At 39.6% G+C, this 17,443-nt stretch carries 16 protein-coding genes; 13 read left to right on the forward strand and 3 right to left on the reverse strand.

All coding sequences use genetic code 11. The features are described from left to right. Positions 1–15: 15 nt before the first annotated feature. The 9 genes from IEV91_RS01050 (at position 16) to IEV91_RS01090 (ending at position 9,723) form a co-directional block, all read left to right on the forward strand. Positions 16–1,893, forward strand: a complete 1,878-nt coding sequence (locus IEV91_RS01050) for a DUF4430 domain-containing protein (RefSeq protein ID WP_188495177.1) — start codon at positions 16–18, stop codon at positions 1,891–1,893. 5 nt (positions 1,894–1,898) lie between these two features. Next, complete coding sequence (srtD, locus tag IEV91_RS01055) at positions 1,899–2,468, forward strand: class D sortase, LPxTATN-specific (RefSeq protein ID WP_373284381.1); 570 nt, start codon at positions 1,899–1,901, stop codon at positions 2,466–2,468. 27 nt (positions 2,469–2,495) lie between these two features. Then, positions 2,496–3,275 carry a DUF4430 domain-containing protein gene (locus tag IEV91_RS01060; protein ID WP_188495179.1) on the forward strand — a complete coding sequence of 260 codons (780 nt, stop codon included), beginning with the start codon at positions 2,496–2,498 and terminating at the stop codon, positions 3,273–3,275. Positions 3,276–3,280: 5 nt separating this feature from the next. Beyond that, positions 3,281–4,168 (forward strand): energy-coupling factor transporter transmembrane component T, encoded by an 888-nt coding sequence (locus IEV91_RS01065; RefSeq protein WP_188495180.1) that lies wholly within the window; start codon positions 3,281–3,283, stop codon positions 4,166–4,168. Beyond that, positions 4,141–5,802, forward strand: a complete 1,662-nt coding sequence (locus IEV91_RS01070; RefSeq protein ID WP_188495183.1) for an ABC transporter ATP-binding protein — start codon at positions 4,141–4,143, stop codon at positions 5,800–5,802. Before IEV91_RS01065 ends, IEV91_RS01070 begins: the two co-directional genes overlap by 28 nt. Then, positions 5,781–6,464, forward strand: coding sequence for an ECF transporter S component (locus IEV91_RS01075; protein ID WP_188495185.1), 684 nt, complete (start codon positions 5,781–5,783; stop codon positions 6,462–6,464). Before IEV91_RS01070 ends, IEV91_RS01075 begins: the two co-directional genes overlap by 22 nt. Before the next feature lie 134 nt (positions 6,465–6,598). Next, complete coding sequence (locus tag IEV91_RS01080; protein WP_188495187.1) at positions 6,599–7,612, forward strand: cytochrome d ubiquinol oxidase subunit II; 1,014 nt, start codon at positions 6,599–6,601, stop codon at positions 7,610–7,612. A gap of 54 nt (positions 7,613–7,666) precedes the next feature. Beyond that, entirely contained in the window at positions 7,667–8,332 is a 666-nt protein-coding gene (locus IEV91_RS01085; protein WP_188495189.1) for a potassium channel family protein, read from the forward strand. An 818-nt stretch (positions 8,333–9,150) separates the two neighbouring features. Further along, complete coding sequence (locus IEV91_RS01090; RefSeq protein ID WP_188495191.1) at positions 9,151–9,723, forward strand: hypothetical protein; 573 nt, start codon at positions 9,151–9,153, stop codon at positions 9,721–9,723. 92 nt (positions 9,724–9,815) lie between these two features. Here the strand turns inward: IEV91_RS01090 and rnjA are convergent, their stop codons facing one another. Next, a complete protein-coding gene (gene rnjA, locus IEV91_RS01095) occupies positions 9,816–11,489 on the reverse strand; it encodes a ribonuclease J1 (protein ID WP_188495193.1) in 1,674 nt (557 codons plus the stop codon). A gap of 1 nt (position 11,490) precedes the next feature. Further along, positions 11,491–11,700 (reverse strand): DNA-dependent RNA polymerase subunit epsilon, encoded by a 210-nt coding sequence (locus IEV91_RS01100; protein WP_188495195.1) that lies wholly within the window; start codon positions 11,698–11,700, stop codon positions 11,491–11,493. Between the two features lie 464 nt (positions 11,701–12,164). Between IEV91_RS01100 and IEV91_RS01105 the strand changes: the two genes are divergently transcribed. Further along, positions 12,165–12,932, forward strand: coding sequence for a Cof-type HAD-IIB family hydrolase (locus IEV91_RS01105; RefSeq protein ID WP_188495197.1), 768 nt, complete (start codon positions 12,165–12,167; stop codon positions 12,930–12,932). Positions 12,933–12,992: 60 nt separating this feature from the next. On the opposite strand, the gene def is transcribed toward IEV91_RS01105, so the two are convergent. Beyond that, a complete protein-coding gene (gene def, locus IEV91_RS01110) occupies positions 12,993–13,544 on the reverse strand; it encodes a peptide deformylase (protein WP_188495199.1) in 552 nt (183 codons plus the stop codon). Positions 13,545–13,801: 257 nt separating this feature from the next. Between def and IEV91_RS01115 the strand changes: the two genes are divergently transcribed. From IEV91_RS01115 to IEV91_RS01125, 3 genes are all read left to right on the forward strand, one after another. Further along, the gene (locus IEV91_RS01115) at positions 13,802–14,467 is read left to right on the forward strand and encodes a YkyA family protein (protein ID WP_188495201.1); all 666 of its coding nucleotides are present in this window, start codon (positions 13,802–13,804) and stop codon (positions 14,465–14,467) included. Between the two features lie 926 nt (positions 14,468–15,393). After that, complete coding sequence (gene pdhA / locus IEV91_RS01120; protein WP_188495461.1) at positions 15,394–16,437, forward strand: pyruvate dehydrogenase (acetyl-transferring) E1 component subunit alpha; 1,044 nt, start codon at positions 15,394–15,396, stop codon at positions 16,435–16,437. Between the two features lie 3 nt (positions 16,438–16,440). Beyond that, a complete protein-coding gene (locus IEV91_RS01125; protein WP_188495203.1) occupies positions 16,441–17,418 on the forward strand; it encodes an alpha-ketoacid dehydrogenase subunit beta in 978 nt (325 codons plus the stop codon). The last annotated feature ends 25 nt before the right edge of the window (positions 17,419–17,443 follow it).

Consider the following 17,443-nt stretch of genomic DNA (forward strand, 5'->3'; position numbering starts at 1 on the left):
AGGAGAGGAATTTAAGTGAAATTCTTTAAAAAAACAGCACCACTTTTTTTTGCTATGCTCCTTGTTGTCATGCAGTGTACAGGGGTTGTGCTTCGTCATGCTGAAGCCGCAACATTAGACCCGGCAGTTACAATTTCAGTTCAAGATGACAAAGGGAATACGATTATCCCGATGAAAGCAATAAAGTTAAAAAATAATGAAACCGCGTTTGATGTGTTAAAAGAAGTGTCTAAAGATCTCGATGCCCCATATAATGCTCAATTCGATAGTGTTTTTATAAACGGCATTAATGGAGTTGTGCCAGATTCAGCGAGCGGAGCTTATTGGGGGTTCATCGTAAATGGTCAATCTGTGGATGTCGGTGCATCGACGTACAATGTCCATGCAGGAGACGATATTTTATTCAAGGTTGTTCATTATCCCCCTAAAACGGTCTCTGCAAACGTTTCTTTATTGTCCACAGAGGGAAAGCCTCTCGTTGATTCGAACGGGCAGTCCATAAATAACAAAACAATTCAAGTGGTTCAAGGTTCAAATGCTTACGATGTTTTAAAACAAGCATTGGGAGATAAGCTAAACATTGCTATTGATGATCAATACCTGGCGTTTGTAAAAGGTATTCAAGGTATTCAATTAAAAGAAGGCCAGTACTGGGGATTCAATATTAATGGAACAAGCGCAAATGAAGGGATATCGAGTTATAAAGTGAAAGATGGCGATACCCTTAGTTTAGTGGGGGATGCTGTTGGGACAGCAGATGATGCTAAAGATCCTGTCGGTGATACGAATTCAGCAGGAAGTGATGATCAGGCGGCTAATAGTGGTCCCTCTTCAGATAAAAATAATGTTCCAAAAATAACGATTTCTGCAAATCAACTTCATTCAGCAATTACAAAAGCAACGCGTCATTTAATCTCCCATCGTGCAACTAATTTTTATGGCGCAATGGCTTTACGTCTTCTTGATAAAACCGTCCCACAAACGTATGTTAATGCATTGGCAAATGAGGTGAAAGAGAGTCAAGGCAGTTTTCATAATGTCACAGATTATGAAAAAATAGTCCTAGGCGTGACGTCTGCTGGTGGTGACGCCTCAAATTTCGAGGGTGTTGACCTTGTAAAAGCCGTTTATTCCAATGAACGAATGGTGAATCAAGGAAATAATGGTCCCATTTATGGTCTGCTCTCTTTAGACAGTGGGGAGTATAATGTGCCTAAAAATGCACTGTGGACGCGTGACAAACTTGTCGATTATATTATAAATCATCAAAATAAGGATGGGGGCTGGGCCTTAACAGGTAGTAAGAGTAGTGCGGATCTAACAGGGATCGCTATCGCGGCCTTGGCACCTTATAAGTCAGAGTCGAAGGTAGTCCATGCTATTAATCGGGCTAAACAATGGTTAAGCGTGCACCAGAATAAGGCTGGGGGTTATGGGAGTCAAGTAAATGGTGGAGACTCTAGTGAATCGACGGCACAAGTTATTCTCGGTTTAACCGCTGCTGGTATTGATCCGACAAGTACGGCGTTTACCAAGGAGAAGGGTAACTTAATCTCGCATTTATTGTCTTTCCAACAAAAAGATGGCGGTTTTGCTCATCTCATGGGAGAAGCTTCGAATGATTTGACAACACCTCAAGCGTTGCTAGGATTAGTGTCTTACCAACAATACCTTAAGAGTCATGCAACATCATTAGCGTTTGATAATAAAGGAAGACAGTTGAAGGTAACAACAGCTGCGACCGCCCCAAAAAAAGCAGACCCAAAGCAAGCAGTTGGTCCTAAACTACCCGATACAGCGACCTCTTTATCCTCTTATTTTATGATAAGTTTTATTTTAGTAATGATGGGGAGCCTGCTCTTAGTGTATAATAGAAAGAAAAAAAGGGCGTAATCAAAGTGATTCGGAAACTTGCATTCTTAATTATACTTGTTGGACTCGGGTTTGCCGGTGTTGGAGGCTGGCAGTTATGGCATGGTTCAGTTAAACAACACGAAACTATGAAAAAGGCCCAGGCTTTAACTGTAACTAAGAAGGATCCTGTAAAGTATAAGGATTGGGATCCTATTAAGGGCGAGACGATCGGAATTCTTTATATTCCTCGTTTAGACAAAAAGTTAGGAATAGTGGAAGGGACTTCTCCTGACCAATTAGAAAAAGGTGTTGGTCACTATAAGAGTTCGGCTTTACCAGGTAAAAATGACCAGGTGGTTTTATCAGGGCATCGTGACACGGTCTTTCGTCATTTTGGAGAAATTCAAAAGGGTGATGACATTAGTGTGGATTTACCCTATGGAACATATACTTATGTTGTTGACCACATGAAAATTGTAGATAAAGATGATCGAACCATCATACATTCAACAAAACCTAAAGAAGAACTGGTGTTAACCACCTGTTATCCTTTTAGTTATATAGGGGATGCACCGAAGCGCTATATTATTTATGCATACCCTAAGAAAAAGTAAGTAACCGAATCATAGGGGATGTAAGGCTTGTATTTTAAAAAATCAATCGTTTATTTAGTGTTTATATTGTTATTCACCTTTTTGGTTGGAGGCTGCGCCAAGGATAAAGTGCAACCACTGACTCAGGATCAAGTCAAACAGGAAACCCAGTCAGAAGACCATGAAGGACAGAAAGTATCAGAGAATACTAAACAAAAAGATGCAGCTAAGAATGAGAAAGTAGAAGAAAAGTCATCACAAGAAAAGGCTACACAAGAAAAGTCAACATCACGTACAACTCAAAGTCAAGAAAAGGTCGAGAAATCTCCTGAAGAATCCTCAGTAAAAAAAGAGGCTTCTTCAGCGTCAACTGAACGTAAGAAGAGCGCCGCTTCCTCGCAAACGAAATCGGAGAATAAGACGTCAACAGCAACAGCAAAAGCGTCAACAAAGGCTACCTCCAAAGAAGAGCCAGCAGTACAGAAACAACAACCTGTCAGCACGGCTACGGTCTCAATCACGGGTTATAACAGTAAAACTATTTTGTCTTCCACTAAGGTTGAGATCCAGAAAAATGATACGGTGTTCGATGTGACAAAAAGAGTCTTACAGGCTCGAGGGATTGCCTATGAAAAGTCAGGAAGTGGAGCAACCCTTTATATTAAGGGAATTGCCGGGACTTATGAATTTGATCACGGAGCAAATAGCGGGTGGCTTGCTGAAAAAAATGGTCAGTCATTGAGCCGGAGTGCAGGCATTGAACCGGTACAAAAAGGAGATAACATACACTGGATTTATACTCATAATTACACTAAAAATGGAGGGTGATGACAATGAAACGAGGGTTTTCATCATTTCATCCTCTGACGTGCTTCCTCTATTATGTCGGGGCCTTAGTCATCGTTATGCTAGGGCAACACCCGGCTTTTCTTTTGTCGACAGTTCTGGTACTCATTGTTTTTAACATCATCCAAGAAAAAGGGGGGGGCTTGATCCGGTGGTGGGGGGCTTATGCTACCCTTATTATTTTTTTTCTTGTCCTTACACCGCTCATTAACCACCGCGGTACGCATCTTTTGTTTTATTTTCGAGATAATCCAGTCATGCTGGAAGCGGTGATTCAAGGCATGATTACGGGGCTTTCTCTCCTTTGCCTTCTCCTTGTTTTTCTTTCGTATAATCAGATCATTACTGCCGACAAATTTTTATTTTTGTTTGCTAGAGTACTTCCTCAATGGGCACTCTTGACGATGTTGGCCATGCGATTTGTGCCTTTATTTCGTCGGCGACTTGTTGAAATCGATAGAGTCCAACAAAGTAAAGGGGTATCCGTGAAGACGGGGTCTTTAAAACAAAGAATTAAAAATGGCCTCTTGTTTGTCCAAATTTTGCTTACTTGGTCACTTGAGGAAGGAATCCAAACGGCAGATTCAATGAAGGCAAGAGGGTATGGTTTAAAAAAGCGTTCGCGTTATACCCCTTATCACTTTCAACTAAAGGATGGACTGCTGCTGGTCATCATCATTCTTTTTTTTAGTTTGAGTGTAGCTGGCTGGGCATTAGGTGATCTTGTCCTAGAGATACAACCGATGTTAGAAAGTCCTTTGCTCTCAGGAAGAGAATGGTTTTTTTACGTTGTGGGTCTCTTATATATGGGCATACCTTTGTGCATTGAGGGAAGGGAGTGGGTATTATGGAGATTTTGGCGTTACAAAATTTAAGTTTTCGTTATCCCGATGAGGAGCATTGGGTTTTAAATAATCTTTCTCTTTCAGTGAGTGAAGGGGATTTTGTTGTTCTTTTTGGACCGTCTGGTAGTGGAAAGTCTACTTTGCTTCGATTAATTAAAAGTGAAGTAGCTCCCCATGGTGAATCCAAAGGCCAAATCATCTTCAATCATCGTTCAATCGCTGAGCACACTGCAGAAACGTTAGCAAAGGAAATCGGGATGGTTTTTCAAGATCCAGAAAATCAAATTGTTATGGACCGAGTGTTAGAAGAATTGGTTTTCGGCTTAGAAAATCTAGGCTTTCGTACTGATTACATGCGTAAGAAAGTGGCAGAGATGTCCCATTTTTTTGGTTTAGACAGTTTGTTGAACCGGCGTATTTCTGAGCTCTCTGGCGGGCAAAAACAAATGATTAATTTAGCTTCAGTTCTTTTACTTGAACCCAAAGTATTATTATTAGATGAGCCCACTGCACAATTAGATCCTGTGGCTGCTAAGTCTTTTATTTCTATGCTACGGCGGATGAATGAAGAGCTTGGCATAACTGTTATCATGGCTGAACATCGTCTAGAAGATGTCTTGCCGCTTGCTGATTTGGCTGTTATTTTAGACAAAGGAACCATCGTCCATTCGGGATCACCACGACAATTGTCTGCTGAAATTGCCCATGAAAAGTACCAGTCCTATCTGCCAGCTGCAACAGCCCTGGCGATGACTTTTAGTCACGAACAGGAAAAAATGGTGCCCTTGACCATAAAAGAAGGGCAGCAGTGGTTGCGAGAACAAACGATCATTAGTAAAAGCCTCAAAAAGCCTGAAAAAAAGAAGAAAAACGGAGCGGTGCTTCTAGAATTAAAACGCGTCGATTTTCAATATGAGCGCGATAACCATAAGGTTTTAGAGCAATTGTCACTCAAAGTCTATGAGGGTGAATGTCTCTCGATAGTTGGGGGTAACGGGACGGGCAAATCGACATTATTACGGGTTCTTGCCGGGTTTATAAAGCCTCAACGTGGACATTTGAAAATAAAGGGAACAAGAAGCAACAAAAAAAGAAACGAAATCTTAAAGGTCGGTTATCTTCCGCAAAATCCAAGGTTGTTTTTTCTTGAGGATACCGTCGAGAAGGAAATGGAAAAGGCGGTTGCCTCAAATAAACGGTTGGATCATAAAACAGGGAAACAGCACATTGACTATTATCTAGAAAGTTTTCATCTAAAGGCTCTTCGTGACCATCATCCATATGATTTGAGTGGTGGAGAAATACAGAAAGCGGCACTTATATGTCTTCTCCTAAAGTCACCTGAAGTGTTACTGATTGATGAGCCAACAAAGGGACTGGATCCTATGGCCAAGCAGTCCTTAATTGAGCGTTTAAAAAGGCTAAATCAATCAGGACTAACTATTGTCAATGTGACCCACGATATTGAATTTGCTGCTCAGGTTTCCTCGCGCTGTGCTTTAATGTTTCAAGGTGAGCTCACAGCAGAAGGAACCCCTGATGCCTTCTTTAAAGGAAATACCTTTTATACAACGGCAATGGATCGCTTAACCCGACAAACAGGTGTACCCGAAGTCTTAACGCTAGAGGAGGCCAAACAGACATGGCGCATGCAAAACTCTTAAAAGGCTTATTGATTGTTTTCATGCTTGTCTTGTTTATCTGCGGGCAGTTTCTCTTTCACTTAAATCCCCTTTTTATAAGCTTCTTGCTCATCTTGTTGATCATTGGTTTTTTTATTCTGAGATTTGAGCTAAGGAAAATTGAGGGAAGAGAACTTGTCCTTCTTGCAGTTTTGGCAGCTATTGCAGCTGTCAGTCGGGTGCCTTTTGCTTCGATACCAAGTGTTCAACCGACAACCTTTGTTGTGATTATGACGGGAATGGTTTTTGGTGCTGAAAGTGGTTTCGTCGTTGGAGCGTTAGCGGCTTTGGTTTCCAACTTATTTCTGGGTCAAGGTCCCTGGACACCTTGGCAAATGCTAGCGTGGGGCACCATAGGTTTAATTGCCGGGGCTCTCAAGGATACGTGGATGTTACAGCGTATCTGGGGACGGTGTATTTACGGTGTTTTATCGGGATTTTTCTTTGGGTGGGTCATGAACTTATGGGCACTTCTTGGGAGTTCGGAAACATTAAATCTACACTACTGGTTTGCTTTTTATAGTTTAAGTTTTTATTTTGATGGTGCTCATGCGCTATCAAATGTGTTTTTCATTACCATTTTTAGTCATACTTGGCTAAAAATCTTGGGGAGATTTAAAAAGAAATATGGTCTCCTCTCATAAAAAGACTACTAAGACTTTTCCTCAATCCCGTTTTCCTTTATTATTAGAGTTGTGTCCTATTTGTATGAGTAAAAATCATTGTGAAATTCGTCACAATTAATAAATCTATAGGGGAAATAAAAGGAGGTGCGACGTTGTCTGAGTGGTTACTTATTATCGTTCTCTGGATTTTATTATATTGTTATTTGATCCTTGCTTCGATCGACTTCGGTGCCGGCTTTTTCTTAGCGTTTAGCAGAGTGTTTAGAAGAGATAAGAGAATTTATTCACTCGTTCATCACTACTTGTCGCCTTTCTGGGAAATGACAAATATCATTTTCTTATTCTTTTTTATTGGCATTTTAAGTTTTTTACCCAACATGATTTCTTTTTATGAGGGGGGCTTTATTACACCAAGTCTTATTCTTTTATTGCTTTTACTTATAAGAACGGGAACCTATGCCTATTATTATTATACAGAGAAGGAAAATCGCTTTTTTTATGTCTTTTATGGATTAACGGGTTTGGCTATCCCCGCCGTAATGGCAACGGGCTTGACGATGACCGAGGGAGGTTATTTACATAATATTAGTGGCCAATGGAGATTAAATTATGGGGACTTATTTGGTAGCTTTTACTTCTGGGTCGTTCTCTTATTGGCGGTTATCTCAGTTGTTTATATTAGCTTAATGTTTATGACTTTTTATGCGGCAAAAAGGAAGGCGAGAGAGCTGCTTAATCAGTTAAAGGGCTATGTTATAGCCTGGAGCGTTCCCACGATCCTTGCAAGCGCAGTTGTCTTTGCAGGACTTCAAAATCATAATCCAGAGCACTTTAATAAGGCTTTAGATGTATCGTGGTTATTTTTGTGCTCTCTGATTTGTTTGATGGTTGCCATTACCCTTGTGTTTCAAGATAAATGGCATTCTGTGGCCTTCTTTTTTGTTCTTCTTCAATTTTTCTTTGCATTTTTTGGTTATGGGATTTCGCATCTCCCTTACATTATTTATCCTGATGTCACTCTGCCTCAGACGTCCTTCGGTTCAACGGTTTTAAATGACATCGTGGATGGTGTCGTCATCGTGAGTGCCTTAAGTATTCCAGTCTTGATACTCTATTTAAGACTTTTTATTGCCCGAAGTCATAAAAATAAAAGTGAAGAAAGATAATGAGCTAAAAAAGGCGCTTATAACATTGATTTTTTAATATGGAGGAAAAAGCATATGAAGAAACAATTCGCAGTGATTGGTCTTGGAAGATTTGGGGGAAGTATTTGCCGCACATTAAGTGATCAGGGAGCAGAGGTGCTTGCTATCGATGTGGATGAAGACAGGGTTAATGAATTTACCTCAATTGCTACACATGCGGTTATCGCTGATTCAACAGATGAAACGGTATTGAAGAGCTTAGGTCTAAGGAATTTTGATCACGTGATTGTGGCTATTGGCGATAATATTCAAGCGAGTATTTTAAGTACATTGATTTTGAAGGAATTAGGGGTTAAGAAGGTGACTGCTAAAGCACAAAATGATTACCATGAAAAAGTGCTTCGAAAGATTGGAGCCGATCAAGTCATTCATCCAGAACGAGATATGGGGGCAAGAATTGCCCACAATATTACTTCTTCAAGTGTCTTAGATTATCTGGAACTCTCTGACAAGCACAGTATTCTTGAAGTCGTTGCTGGGCGAAAAATGGATGGCCGATCGATCATTGATTTAGACGTCCGAGCGAACTACGGCGTCAACATTGTCGCTATTAAGCAATCGGGCCACATTAACGTCTCCCCACGTGCAGATGAAATTGTAAACAAAGGAGATATCCTTATCATTATCGGTGCGGACAGCGATATTGACCGGTTTAAGAAGCAAATGTTAGAAAATGAGTAATCCACCTTTTCGAAGGCGGATTGCTTTTTTATTTGATTCTCAGTTAAATGCGGGGGTGTATAGATTGTGGCTATCATATAATATCAAAATAACAAGACAAAAGCATGGTCTTTCGTCGAGAGTTATCCTTAATGCTGCTTACGAAGCCGCAAGCATCCATCTTTTACAATAAATCAATTCATGTGCCAGTATTCATATAGATTCCGACGTAACGGATAGGCGGATTTCCGCTCCAGGTCGCTCGCTTTCCTCGGGCACGGCCTCAGCTAACTTGGGAATGGACTATTTTGTTCCCAAGTGGTTCTTCGGACTCGTGCTGTTCCCGATGGAGTCTCGCGCCTTTCGCTCCAATCCACTTGATGGCAATCGAAGCTTTTTGAGCTGTTTCACAGGAATTAATTCAATGAATTTCTTTTTTTTGCTATGCACCCAAGCTAGCGAAGGAAATACACGGAGACTCCTGCGGGAGCAGAGGCCTAGGTGAGACCCCGGAGCGCGGAGCGCGAGGAGGCTCACCAGCCGCCCGCGGAAAGCGGAGTGTATTTCCGTAGCGGTGTTTTATGATCGACGTCGCAATATCCTTCTACTCCGAAATACATACTCTGTTAAAAAGCGACAAACTCTCAAAATATCCATGAATAACAGAAACCGATTAAAAAGGGTTCAATAATACTTTTAAAACGTTGTCAGAGTCACCAATTTAAATTTTTCCATTTATTTAAAAAGGCTTTGTTGAGTTATGAGCCATATTAAGCATAAATACTGAGAAATTGAGTAACCTATCCATTGTGAAGAAAATATTGGAAGGGAGAGCTCTAATGACTCATAGTCAATATTGGCAACACATCTATAAACAAAATGACCAGTTAAATTCCTTGCTCGCCGATTATTGGAATAAATTTTCTGGTTTAGGCACTTGGCAATTTTGGTTAGTGCTCTCATTATTAGTGATACCACTTATTATTCTTTGGTTTGCTGTCGACCGTAGAAGGATCTTTGAGGTGTTTTTTTTCGGATACACCATTCACATGTTATGGTCGTATACAGATACTGTACTATCCAAAAATAATTTATTAATTCATCAATACTTCTTATTTCCGGATATGCCGGTCGCTTTAAATTTAACAGCTTCCATGATTCCCGTTTGTTATTTATTGGTTTATCAATTTTGCACAAATCACAAAAAGAATTTTTATCTTTTTGCTTTAGTATTAAGTCTCATTTTTTCGATTGGTTTTGCTTCTTGTGAGAAGTTATTAGGGATGTTGGATCTTCGAAATGGGATGAATCTTTTTTACCTTCTCCTCATAGATTATGTTATCGTGATGATTGCTTATTTTGCGACCCGATTTTTACTAAGGATAAAAATACAGATTCGAGAGGACGTTTAATAAAGGTAAGAAAAAAGAAAAACCCACCCCGGCCGAGGGTGGGTTTATTTTTGTATAAAGTTCGAGCTTCGACACCATATAGTCGAAGAGCTTTACTGATCGACTTCCATAATAATAGGTAAAATCATGGGCTTTCGACGTGTCTTTTCATAGAGAAAGGGAGCCAATGTATCCGTAATCTCATTTTTGATTTCAGACCACTGGGTCGTCTTTCTTTCCATGACTGTTTGGAGATGCTGCTTCAACATGGATTGAGCATCATTAATTAAGTCGCCAGATTCTCGCATGTAGACAAAGCCACGTGAGATTATATCTGGGCCTGCTAATACCTTATGATCCTTCATATTAATGCTAACGACAACGATAACAAGACCTTCTTCTGAAAGAATGCGACGATCTCTGAGAACGATATTACCAATATCACCAATACCACTGCCGTCAACATAGACATTACCAGAAGGTACCTTACCGACAACTTGGGCGCTGTTCTCGTCTAATGCGAGCACATCACCAATATCCATTATAAATGAATTCTCGGCAGGAATGCCGCAGTCTTGGGCGAGTTCTGTATGTTTTTTCAGCATCCGGAATTCACCATGTATAGGCATGAAGAATTTGGGCTTCATCAGGCGAAGCATAAGTTTTTGTTCTTGTTGCCCACCGTGTCCAGAAGTATGAATATTATTAAGTGCCCCATGAATGACATCGGCACCTGCGCGATATAATTGATTGATCGTTCGGTTTACGCTCACCTTGTTCCCAGGAATAGGGGAGGAAGAAAAAACGACTGTATCGCCTTGCATAATTTGAATTTGTCTATGTGTCCCGTTCGCAATTCTGGAAAGCGCCGCCATCGGTTCACCTTGGCTACCTGTACAGAGTATGGTGACCTCATTTTCAGGGAGACGACTGAGCTGTTGATGATCAATAAAGGTGTTTTTTGGAGCCTTTATGTATCCCAGTTCTTGTCCAATGGTAATAGAAGCTTCCATACTTCTTCCGAAAACTGCGATTTTTCGATTGGTCTTAACAGCAGCATTGACGACCTGTTGAAGTCGATAGATATTAGAAGCAAAGGTTGCAAAGATAATCCGCCCTTTTACTTTTCTAAAAATATCGGTAATATTGTCTCCGACTTGTCGCTCTGACATTGTGAAATTAGGAACTTCACTGTTAGTACTGTCTGAAAGTAGACAAAGAACACCTTCTTTACCTATTTCAGCCATTTTCGTTAAATCTGCTGGTTCACCTACAGGCGTAAAGTCAAATTTAAAGTCGCCTGTTTGTACAATATTACCTTGAGGTGTCTTAACAACAACACCAAAGGATTCAGGAATACTGTGTGTTGTTCTGAAAAAGGAAACTGACATCTTATTAAACTTTATCACATCGTCTTCACCGACAATATTAAGCTTAGCGGTACGCAAAAGACCGTGTTCCTCAAGCTTATTTCTTATCAATGCAATGGAAAGTTGTCCACCATAGATAGGGACATTGAGTGCTCTAAGCAGATAAGGAACGCCGCCAATATGATCTTCATGACCGTGAGTGATAATGAGACCTTTTACCTTGTCCGCATTTTTGACTAAATAAGTATAATCGGGAATGACATAATCGATCCCTAACAACTCGTCTTCGGGAAACTTAATCCCAGCATCAATAACAATGATTTCGTCTTGGAATTGGACGGCATAGGTATTTTTGCCAATCTCGCCCAAGCCCCCTAAACTGAAGACAGCTGTTTGATGATTTTTAACAAACTTCATACTACAATGACTCCAGCTTGAAGTTTTCAGTGTTTTTTTCGTAATTTAACATGGCTTCGTCTAACGCAGTAATATATTCAATATTGATATTGCGGTCTTTTAATTTTTGGCGGACTTCTCTTTCCGTACTCGCTTCAATATATAGTGCTTTGGTATTTTCCCTTACTGGGACTTGATCCTTAGATTCTTGATAAAAAACTTTATAAATCATATTAACCTCTCCTTTAAGTGCTTAAAAATCATATATGGTCACCCCCATGGCGGCCGTGGGGTGTTTTACCTAATTAAAAAGTCTATTTTTATTATAAATGAAAAGCTGTTCTTTTTCATTCATTTCTTATTTTCATTTTATTTTTTCTTTATTTCTCGTTAAAATGGAGGAATGTGGCGCTCAGGTTAACTGAGCACCACAAAATAGGTTATATCTGGACAAGCCCTTTATTGCCTAGGAGCTCTCTTACTTTTTGAACCCATTTTTTCCTCACTCTTTTTAACATGGTCCTTCCTCCTTGATGTTTTAAATTCTCGTTTGCCTGCTTGGAGAAGGAAACCTTGATTTTGAGGGTGTAGTGTTATTTTGCACATTTTTTTAAAATTCATGTAGAGTAAGATTCAATCAGTATTGCCTTTTTTGTACTATTTCATAACTTATTTGAGAAAGGTTTTGAAAGAGAAATGACCATCGTTTTCTTTGATTTAGACGGTACGATTTTAGACAGCCACAAAAGAATCCCGGATTCCACTTATGAAGCTATTAAACGTTTAAAGGCTAAAGGCATTGTCCCTGCTATTGCTACCGGTCGAGCGCCTTTTCATTTTACTTCAATTCGAGAAAAATTAGATATTCATACCTTTGTGAGTTTTAATGGTCAATATGTTGTTCATGAAGGTCATGTGATTTCTACTCATCCATTGCCCAAGACACATATAGAGGCTTTAGTGACAAAAGCCCAGGAGTTCCATCACCCTCTAGCTTTTTTATCGGCAACAGGAATGGGAGCCAATGCGAATAATCATCCTCACATCCTTCAAAGTTTTAAGGATTTAAAAGAAGCTTCACCGGTGTATTGTCCAACATACTATAAGGAACATGACGTTTATCAAGGGTTGCTTTTTGCCAAGAGTGGTGAGGCTGATACTTATTTAAACAGTCTGCCATACTTTGATCATATACAGTGGCATCCCTATTCTATGGATATCTTACCCAAAGGGGGCTCAAAGGCAGAAGGTATTCAGAAGGTTATTGACCATTTGGGGCTTTCACGCACCGACACCATTGCTTTTGGAGATGGCTTAAATGATATCGAAATGCTCTCGTTTGTAAATAAGGGGATTGCGATGGAAAACGGACACCTAGAGGCCAAAAAAGTAGCCGATCATATCACCACATCTTCGGACGACCATGGTATTATGAACGGCTTGAACTATCTTGGTTTAATTTAAATGAAGTGATTTTTTCAAAGGGACCAGGTGGAGCTTCCCGCTTCACTCTGAGCCATTGATTTAACGCTCCGTCGTTGCCTTTTCAGGAACTTTATAAGGATCTTCTTTATTAATGCGGTCATAAAACATAATACCGTTAAGATGGTCAATTTCATGCTGGATCGCAATCGCAGGAAGTCCTCTTAATTTAAGAACAACGGGTTTGTTATTGATATCAATGGCTGAAACCTTTACTCGAGAAAAGCGGGGAACATACCCTGGCACATCCCGATCGACAGATAAACACCCTTCGCCTGATTCTAAATAGGTTTCCTCGACAGAATGGCTGACAATCTTAGGATTAAATAAGGCATATTCATGTAACTTATCTTTTTCATCTGTGAGGTACAGGGCAATCATACGTTTCTTGAGGCCTATTTGTGGGGCAGCAAGACCAATACCTGCTCGTAAATTATATTTAGCGGCGATTTCATCGTCTTGACTATTTTTAAGGAACTCCAACATTTCCTTTAAAGTTGCCTTGTCTTCTTCACTTGGAGGAAGTGGGACTTCTTCAGCTACTGTTCTTAGTATAGGATTGCCCTCTCTTATAATATCATCCATTGTAATCATATAAAAACACTCCTCTTTATTTAAACGGAGATTACTCATCGTTTATTCCATAACATGGGTTAATAACTATGTATAGTTTATCATATCGTTTTTGACATTCAAGATCATACGCTCAGGATGAGTTTGAAGTCAAAGAAGGGGTCTGTTATTTTTTATAATATACCTTTTAAATGGGAACGTTTGGACCGTTGCCTATATTTTCACAATTAGATTTGCTATTATTAAAATTATCAGTTGGTAGTCAAGGGGGAAAAGAAGTGGCCAAGCATTCAAAACCTTTTTTAGCATGTGTTTTAGCCTTGATAGTTATAACACTATTATCGGGTTGTAATAAAAAGTCAGAAGGCGATCAAGCTTTCGATTTTATGGAAAAGGCAGCCGCAGAAGAACAAACTTTTAATGAACAACAACAACCGTTAGTGGATGAAGAAAAGAAGGAACAAGATCTTTACAATAAGATAATGAATGTCGACGTAAAAGATGATAAACAAGTCAGTAAATACAGTGATCAAGCGCTTGCTTCTATTGAAAAACGTCAAAAGATGATGGAAAAAGAAAAGAAAAGTATCGATTCGGCTTATAAATTATTCCAAAAGGCTGTTCCTCATATTAATAAGGTGAAAGAGGAAAAGGCCCAAAAGCCTGGAAAACAGACTATTGAAAACATGGAAAAGCGATATGAGGCATTTGGGGACTTATATAAAGTCTATACGGCCTCAATTACAGATGACCAAAAACTTTTCAAGCTAATGACCAATAAAAAGTTGACAACAGAAGATCTTCAGAAACAGTTAAAAGTAGTGAATGATCACTATGAGTCCATAGAAAAAAATAAAGAAACCTTTAATAAATATACTGAGAGTTTCAACAAAGAGAAGCAAAGTTTTTATTCCGCACTGGGGATTAAAAGCAAAAATAAATAAAAGAGGAGGGCTGGGGCAAAACAAAATAATGAATACAAATACCGAACAATGTAAGTTCAAGTGAGCATAGTCAAAATGCAGAGACTCCGGCAGGAACCCAACCAACGTGACTTTCACGATTAAACTTCGAGTTGTTCAGAGGAAGTTTACTACGAAGCGATACGAGTAGACGCAGGAACAGGGGGTTTTTAGTCATAAATACTTTGGAGCATTAAAAGTTCCACTCCAAGGGGTTAGCTGTTGCCACAAAGGATGATCGACTAAACATGATTTTTCTGCGAGGATTATTCTCTTAGCAGCTTTCCTTAGTCGTGTGGGCATGTGGAAAGCGAAGTATTTTGACGGAGCGATTCGTACCTCATGTTAAGCAGTAAAGAAAAAACCGTTCATTCATAGTGATGTTCGGTTTTTTCTATGAGTGAAATATTTCTCTTCCAACCTCTTTTTCTGTTATAAAAAACTCTAAATGAAACAGAATGAGTACAGATTGCTTGTTTTTTATATAACAGATTATTTTTGGTTAATAAAGGACCTTATTATTGACTTATTTTAAGCAATTAATATAAACTAATTAATGGTTGAGTTGTATTAGTAATTATTTCTTTTATTTATTACAACAGTTGAAGGCTTCACGTTTACATACTCGCTTGTTTTTTAGGTGTTATGTTTGCTTAATAAATAGGGTAAACCAAAGAATAGGCAAGAATGACTGCTTTCAATATGTAAACTACAAGAGCGCGTTCAAAAAAACTGATAAATACGGGAAGACATAAGTTTGACACCCTTAAGTCATGTCTTTATTGTACCAAGAGGGTCAGTCCCTGTTTTGTTCTTTTGAATGACTCAAAACTAATTTTTTATTTTGAAAGGAAGAGGTGAAGGGTTTGCAAACGATCGATTATAGCAAAGTGGAAGAGCAGTTTAAGATGTTACAGGTTCTTAACACTGAAGGTGAAATCGTTAATAAAGATGCTGTACCAGACCTTTCTGATGAACAGTTAACTGAATTAATGAGACGTATGGTGTATACACGTATTTGGGATCAGCGTGCAATTTCTCTCAACCGCCAGGGACGCTTAGGATTCTATGCTCCAGTCGCTGGTCAAGAAGCATCAATGCTTGCAAGTCAATTTGCTATGGAGAAGGAAGATTGGCTATTACCATCTTATCGAGATATTCCACAGTTGGTATTCCATGGCCTTCCACTAGTAAAGGCCTTCCTTTATTCACGTGGACATTTTGTCGGGGGACAAATTCCTGATGACGTCAATGCTTTGATGCCACAAATTATCATTGCAGCACAATGTACTCAAGCTGCTGGTGTTGCTCTTGGTTTGAAAAAACGCGGAAAGAAAAACATTGCTTTGACTTATTTTGGTGATGGTGCGACTTCTCAAGGTGACTTCTATGAAGGCATTAACTATGCAGGAGCTTTTAAGGTCCCTGCTGTATTCATCTCTCAAAATAACCACTTTGCCATTTCTGTTCCTGTTGAAAAGCAAACAGCTGCAAACACATTAGCACAAAAGGCCATCGCTGCTGGAATTAATGGTATTCAAGTTGATGGTATGGATCCACTCGCTGTTTATGCAGCAACAAGACAAGCGCGTGAAAATGCGATTGCCGGTGAAGGTCCAACCTTAATTGAAACGATCACTTATCGTTATGGTCCACACACAATGGCCGGGGACGATCCTACGCGTTACCGTACTGAAGATTTAGATAACGAATGGGAACTTAAGGATCCGCTTATCCGTTTCCGTAAATTCCTTGAAGGTAAGAATCTTTGGTCTCAAGATGAAGAAGAAAAAACGGTTGAACAAGCGAAGGAAGACATAAAAGCAGCAATTAAAGAAGCTGATAAAACACCTAAGCAAAAAGTGTCTGAACTCATTGAGATTATGAATGAGAAGCTTCCAGTCAATCTTCGTGAACAACTTGAAGAATATCGTGAGAAGGAGTCGAAGTAAACCATGGCGCAAATGACAATGGCTCAAGCGATTACTGATGCCCTAAGGACTCAGCTCAAAAATGATGATAATGTTGTCATTTTTGGTGAAGATGTTGGTCAAAACGGTGGGGTATACCGTATTACTGAAGGTTTACAAGATGAATTCGGTGAGGAACGTGTCTTTGATACACCTCTTGCCGAATCAGGTATTGGTGGTATAGCTCTAGGTTTAGCAATGAATGGCTTTCGTCCAATAATGGAAATTCAATTTTTCGGATTTGTATTTGAAGCAATGGATAGTGTTGTTTCACAACTTGCACGTCTTCGTTACCGTTCAGGTGGTAAATATCATGCACCAGTCGTGATCCGTTCTCCTTTTGGCGGCGGCGTGAAGACCCCTGAACTCCATGCTGATAGTCTTGAAGGACTTTTTGCTCAATCACCAGGTGTGAAGGTCGTTATTCCTTCAAACCCTTATGATGCAAAGGGCCTACTTATTTCGGCTATTAAAGACAATGACCCTGTTATTTTCTTGGAACACATGAAATTATATTTCTCATTCCGTGATGAAGTTCCAGATGGCGAATATACGGTTGAATTAGGTAAAGCTAATATTGTCCGTGAAGGAACAGATGTCACCATTATTACGTATGGTGCGATGGTGCAAACGTCAGTGAAAGCCGCTGAACAATTGGCTGAGGAAGGGATCAATGCTGAAGTTATTGATCTTCGTACAGTGAGCCCAATCGATGTTGAAACGATTGTAGAATCCATCAAGAAGACCAATCGTGCAGTAGTTGTCCAAGAGGCACAAAAGCAAGCAGGTATTTCAGCAAATATTATTGCTGAAATCAATGATCGAGCTATTTTAGATCTTGAGGCACCTGTTGGTCGTGTAGCTGCACCTGATACGGTCTTCCCTTATGCTGCTGCTGAAGAAGTGTGGCTACCTAATGACAAAGACGTCATTGCTAAAGTAAAAGAAGTTATCAACTTCTAAATCAGTACATTTAAGCAATACTAGG

Source organism: Pullulanibacillus pueri (assembly GCF_014639255.1).
Classification (GTDB): Bacteria; Bacillota; Bacilli; order Bacillales; family Sporolactobacillaceae; genus Pullulanibacillus; species Pullulanibacillus pueri.

Excerpts from the sequence above, each read along its gene's own strand:
- IEV91_RS01065 (WP_188495180.1), top strand. The coding sequence starts at position 3,281 with ATGAAACGAGGGTTTTCATCATTTCATCCTCTGACGTGCTTCCTCTAT.
- IEV91_RS01070 (WP_188495183.1), top strand. The coding sequence starts at position 4,141 with ATGGAGATTTTGGCGTTACAAAATTTAAGTTTTCGTTATCCCGATGAG.
- def (WP_188495199.1), bottom strand. The coding sequence starts at position 13,544 with ATGATTACAATGGATGATATTATAAGAGAGGGCAATCCTATACTAAGA.
- pdhA (WP_188495461.1), top strand. The coding sequence starts at position 15,394 with ATGTTACAGGTTCTTAACACTGAAGGTGAAATCGTTAATAAAGATGCT.
- IEV91_RS01090 (WP_188495191.1), top strand. The coding sequence starts at position 9,151 with ATGACTCATAGTCAATATTGGCAACACATCTATAAACAAAATGACCAG.
- IEV91_RS01075 (WP_188495185.1), top strand. The coding sequence starts at position 5,781 with ATGGCGCATGCAAAACTCTTAAAAGGCTTATTGATTGTTTTCATGCTT.
- IEV91_RS01100 (WP_188495195.1), bottom strand. The coding sequence starts at position 11,700 with ATGATTTATAAAGTTTTTTATCAAGAATCTAAGGATCAAGTCCCAGTA.
- IEV91_RS01125 (WP_188495203.1), top strand. The coding sequence starts at position 16,441 with ATGGCGCAAATGACAATGGCTCAAGCGATTACTGATGCCCTAAGGACT.
- rnjA (WP_188495193.1), bottom strand. The coding sequence starts at position 11,489 with ATGAAGTTTGTTAAAAATCATCAAACAGCTGTCTTCAGTTTAGGGGGC.
- IEV91_RS01105 (WP_188495197.1), top strand. The coding sequence starts at position 12,165 with ATGACCATCGTTTTCTTTGATTTAGACGGTACGATTTTAGACAGCCAC.
- IEV91_RS01085 (WP_188495189.1), top strand. The coding sequence starts at position 7,667 with ATGAAGAAACAATTCGCAGTGATTGGTCTTGGAAGATTTGGGGGAAGT.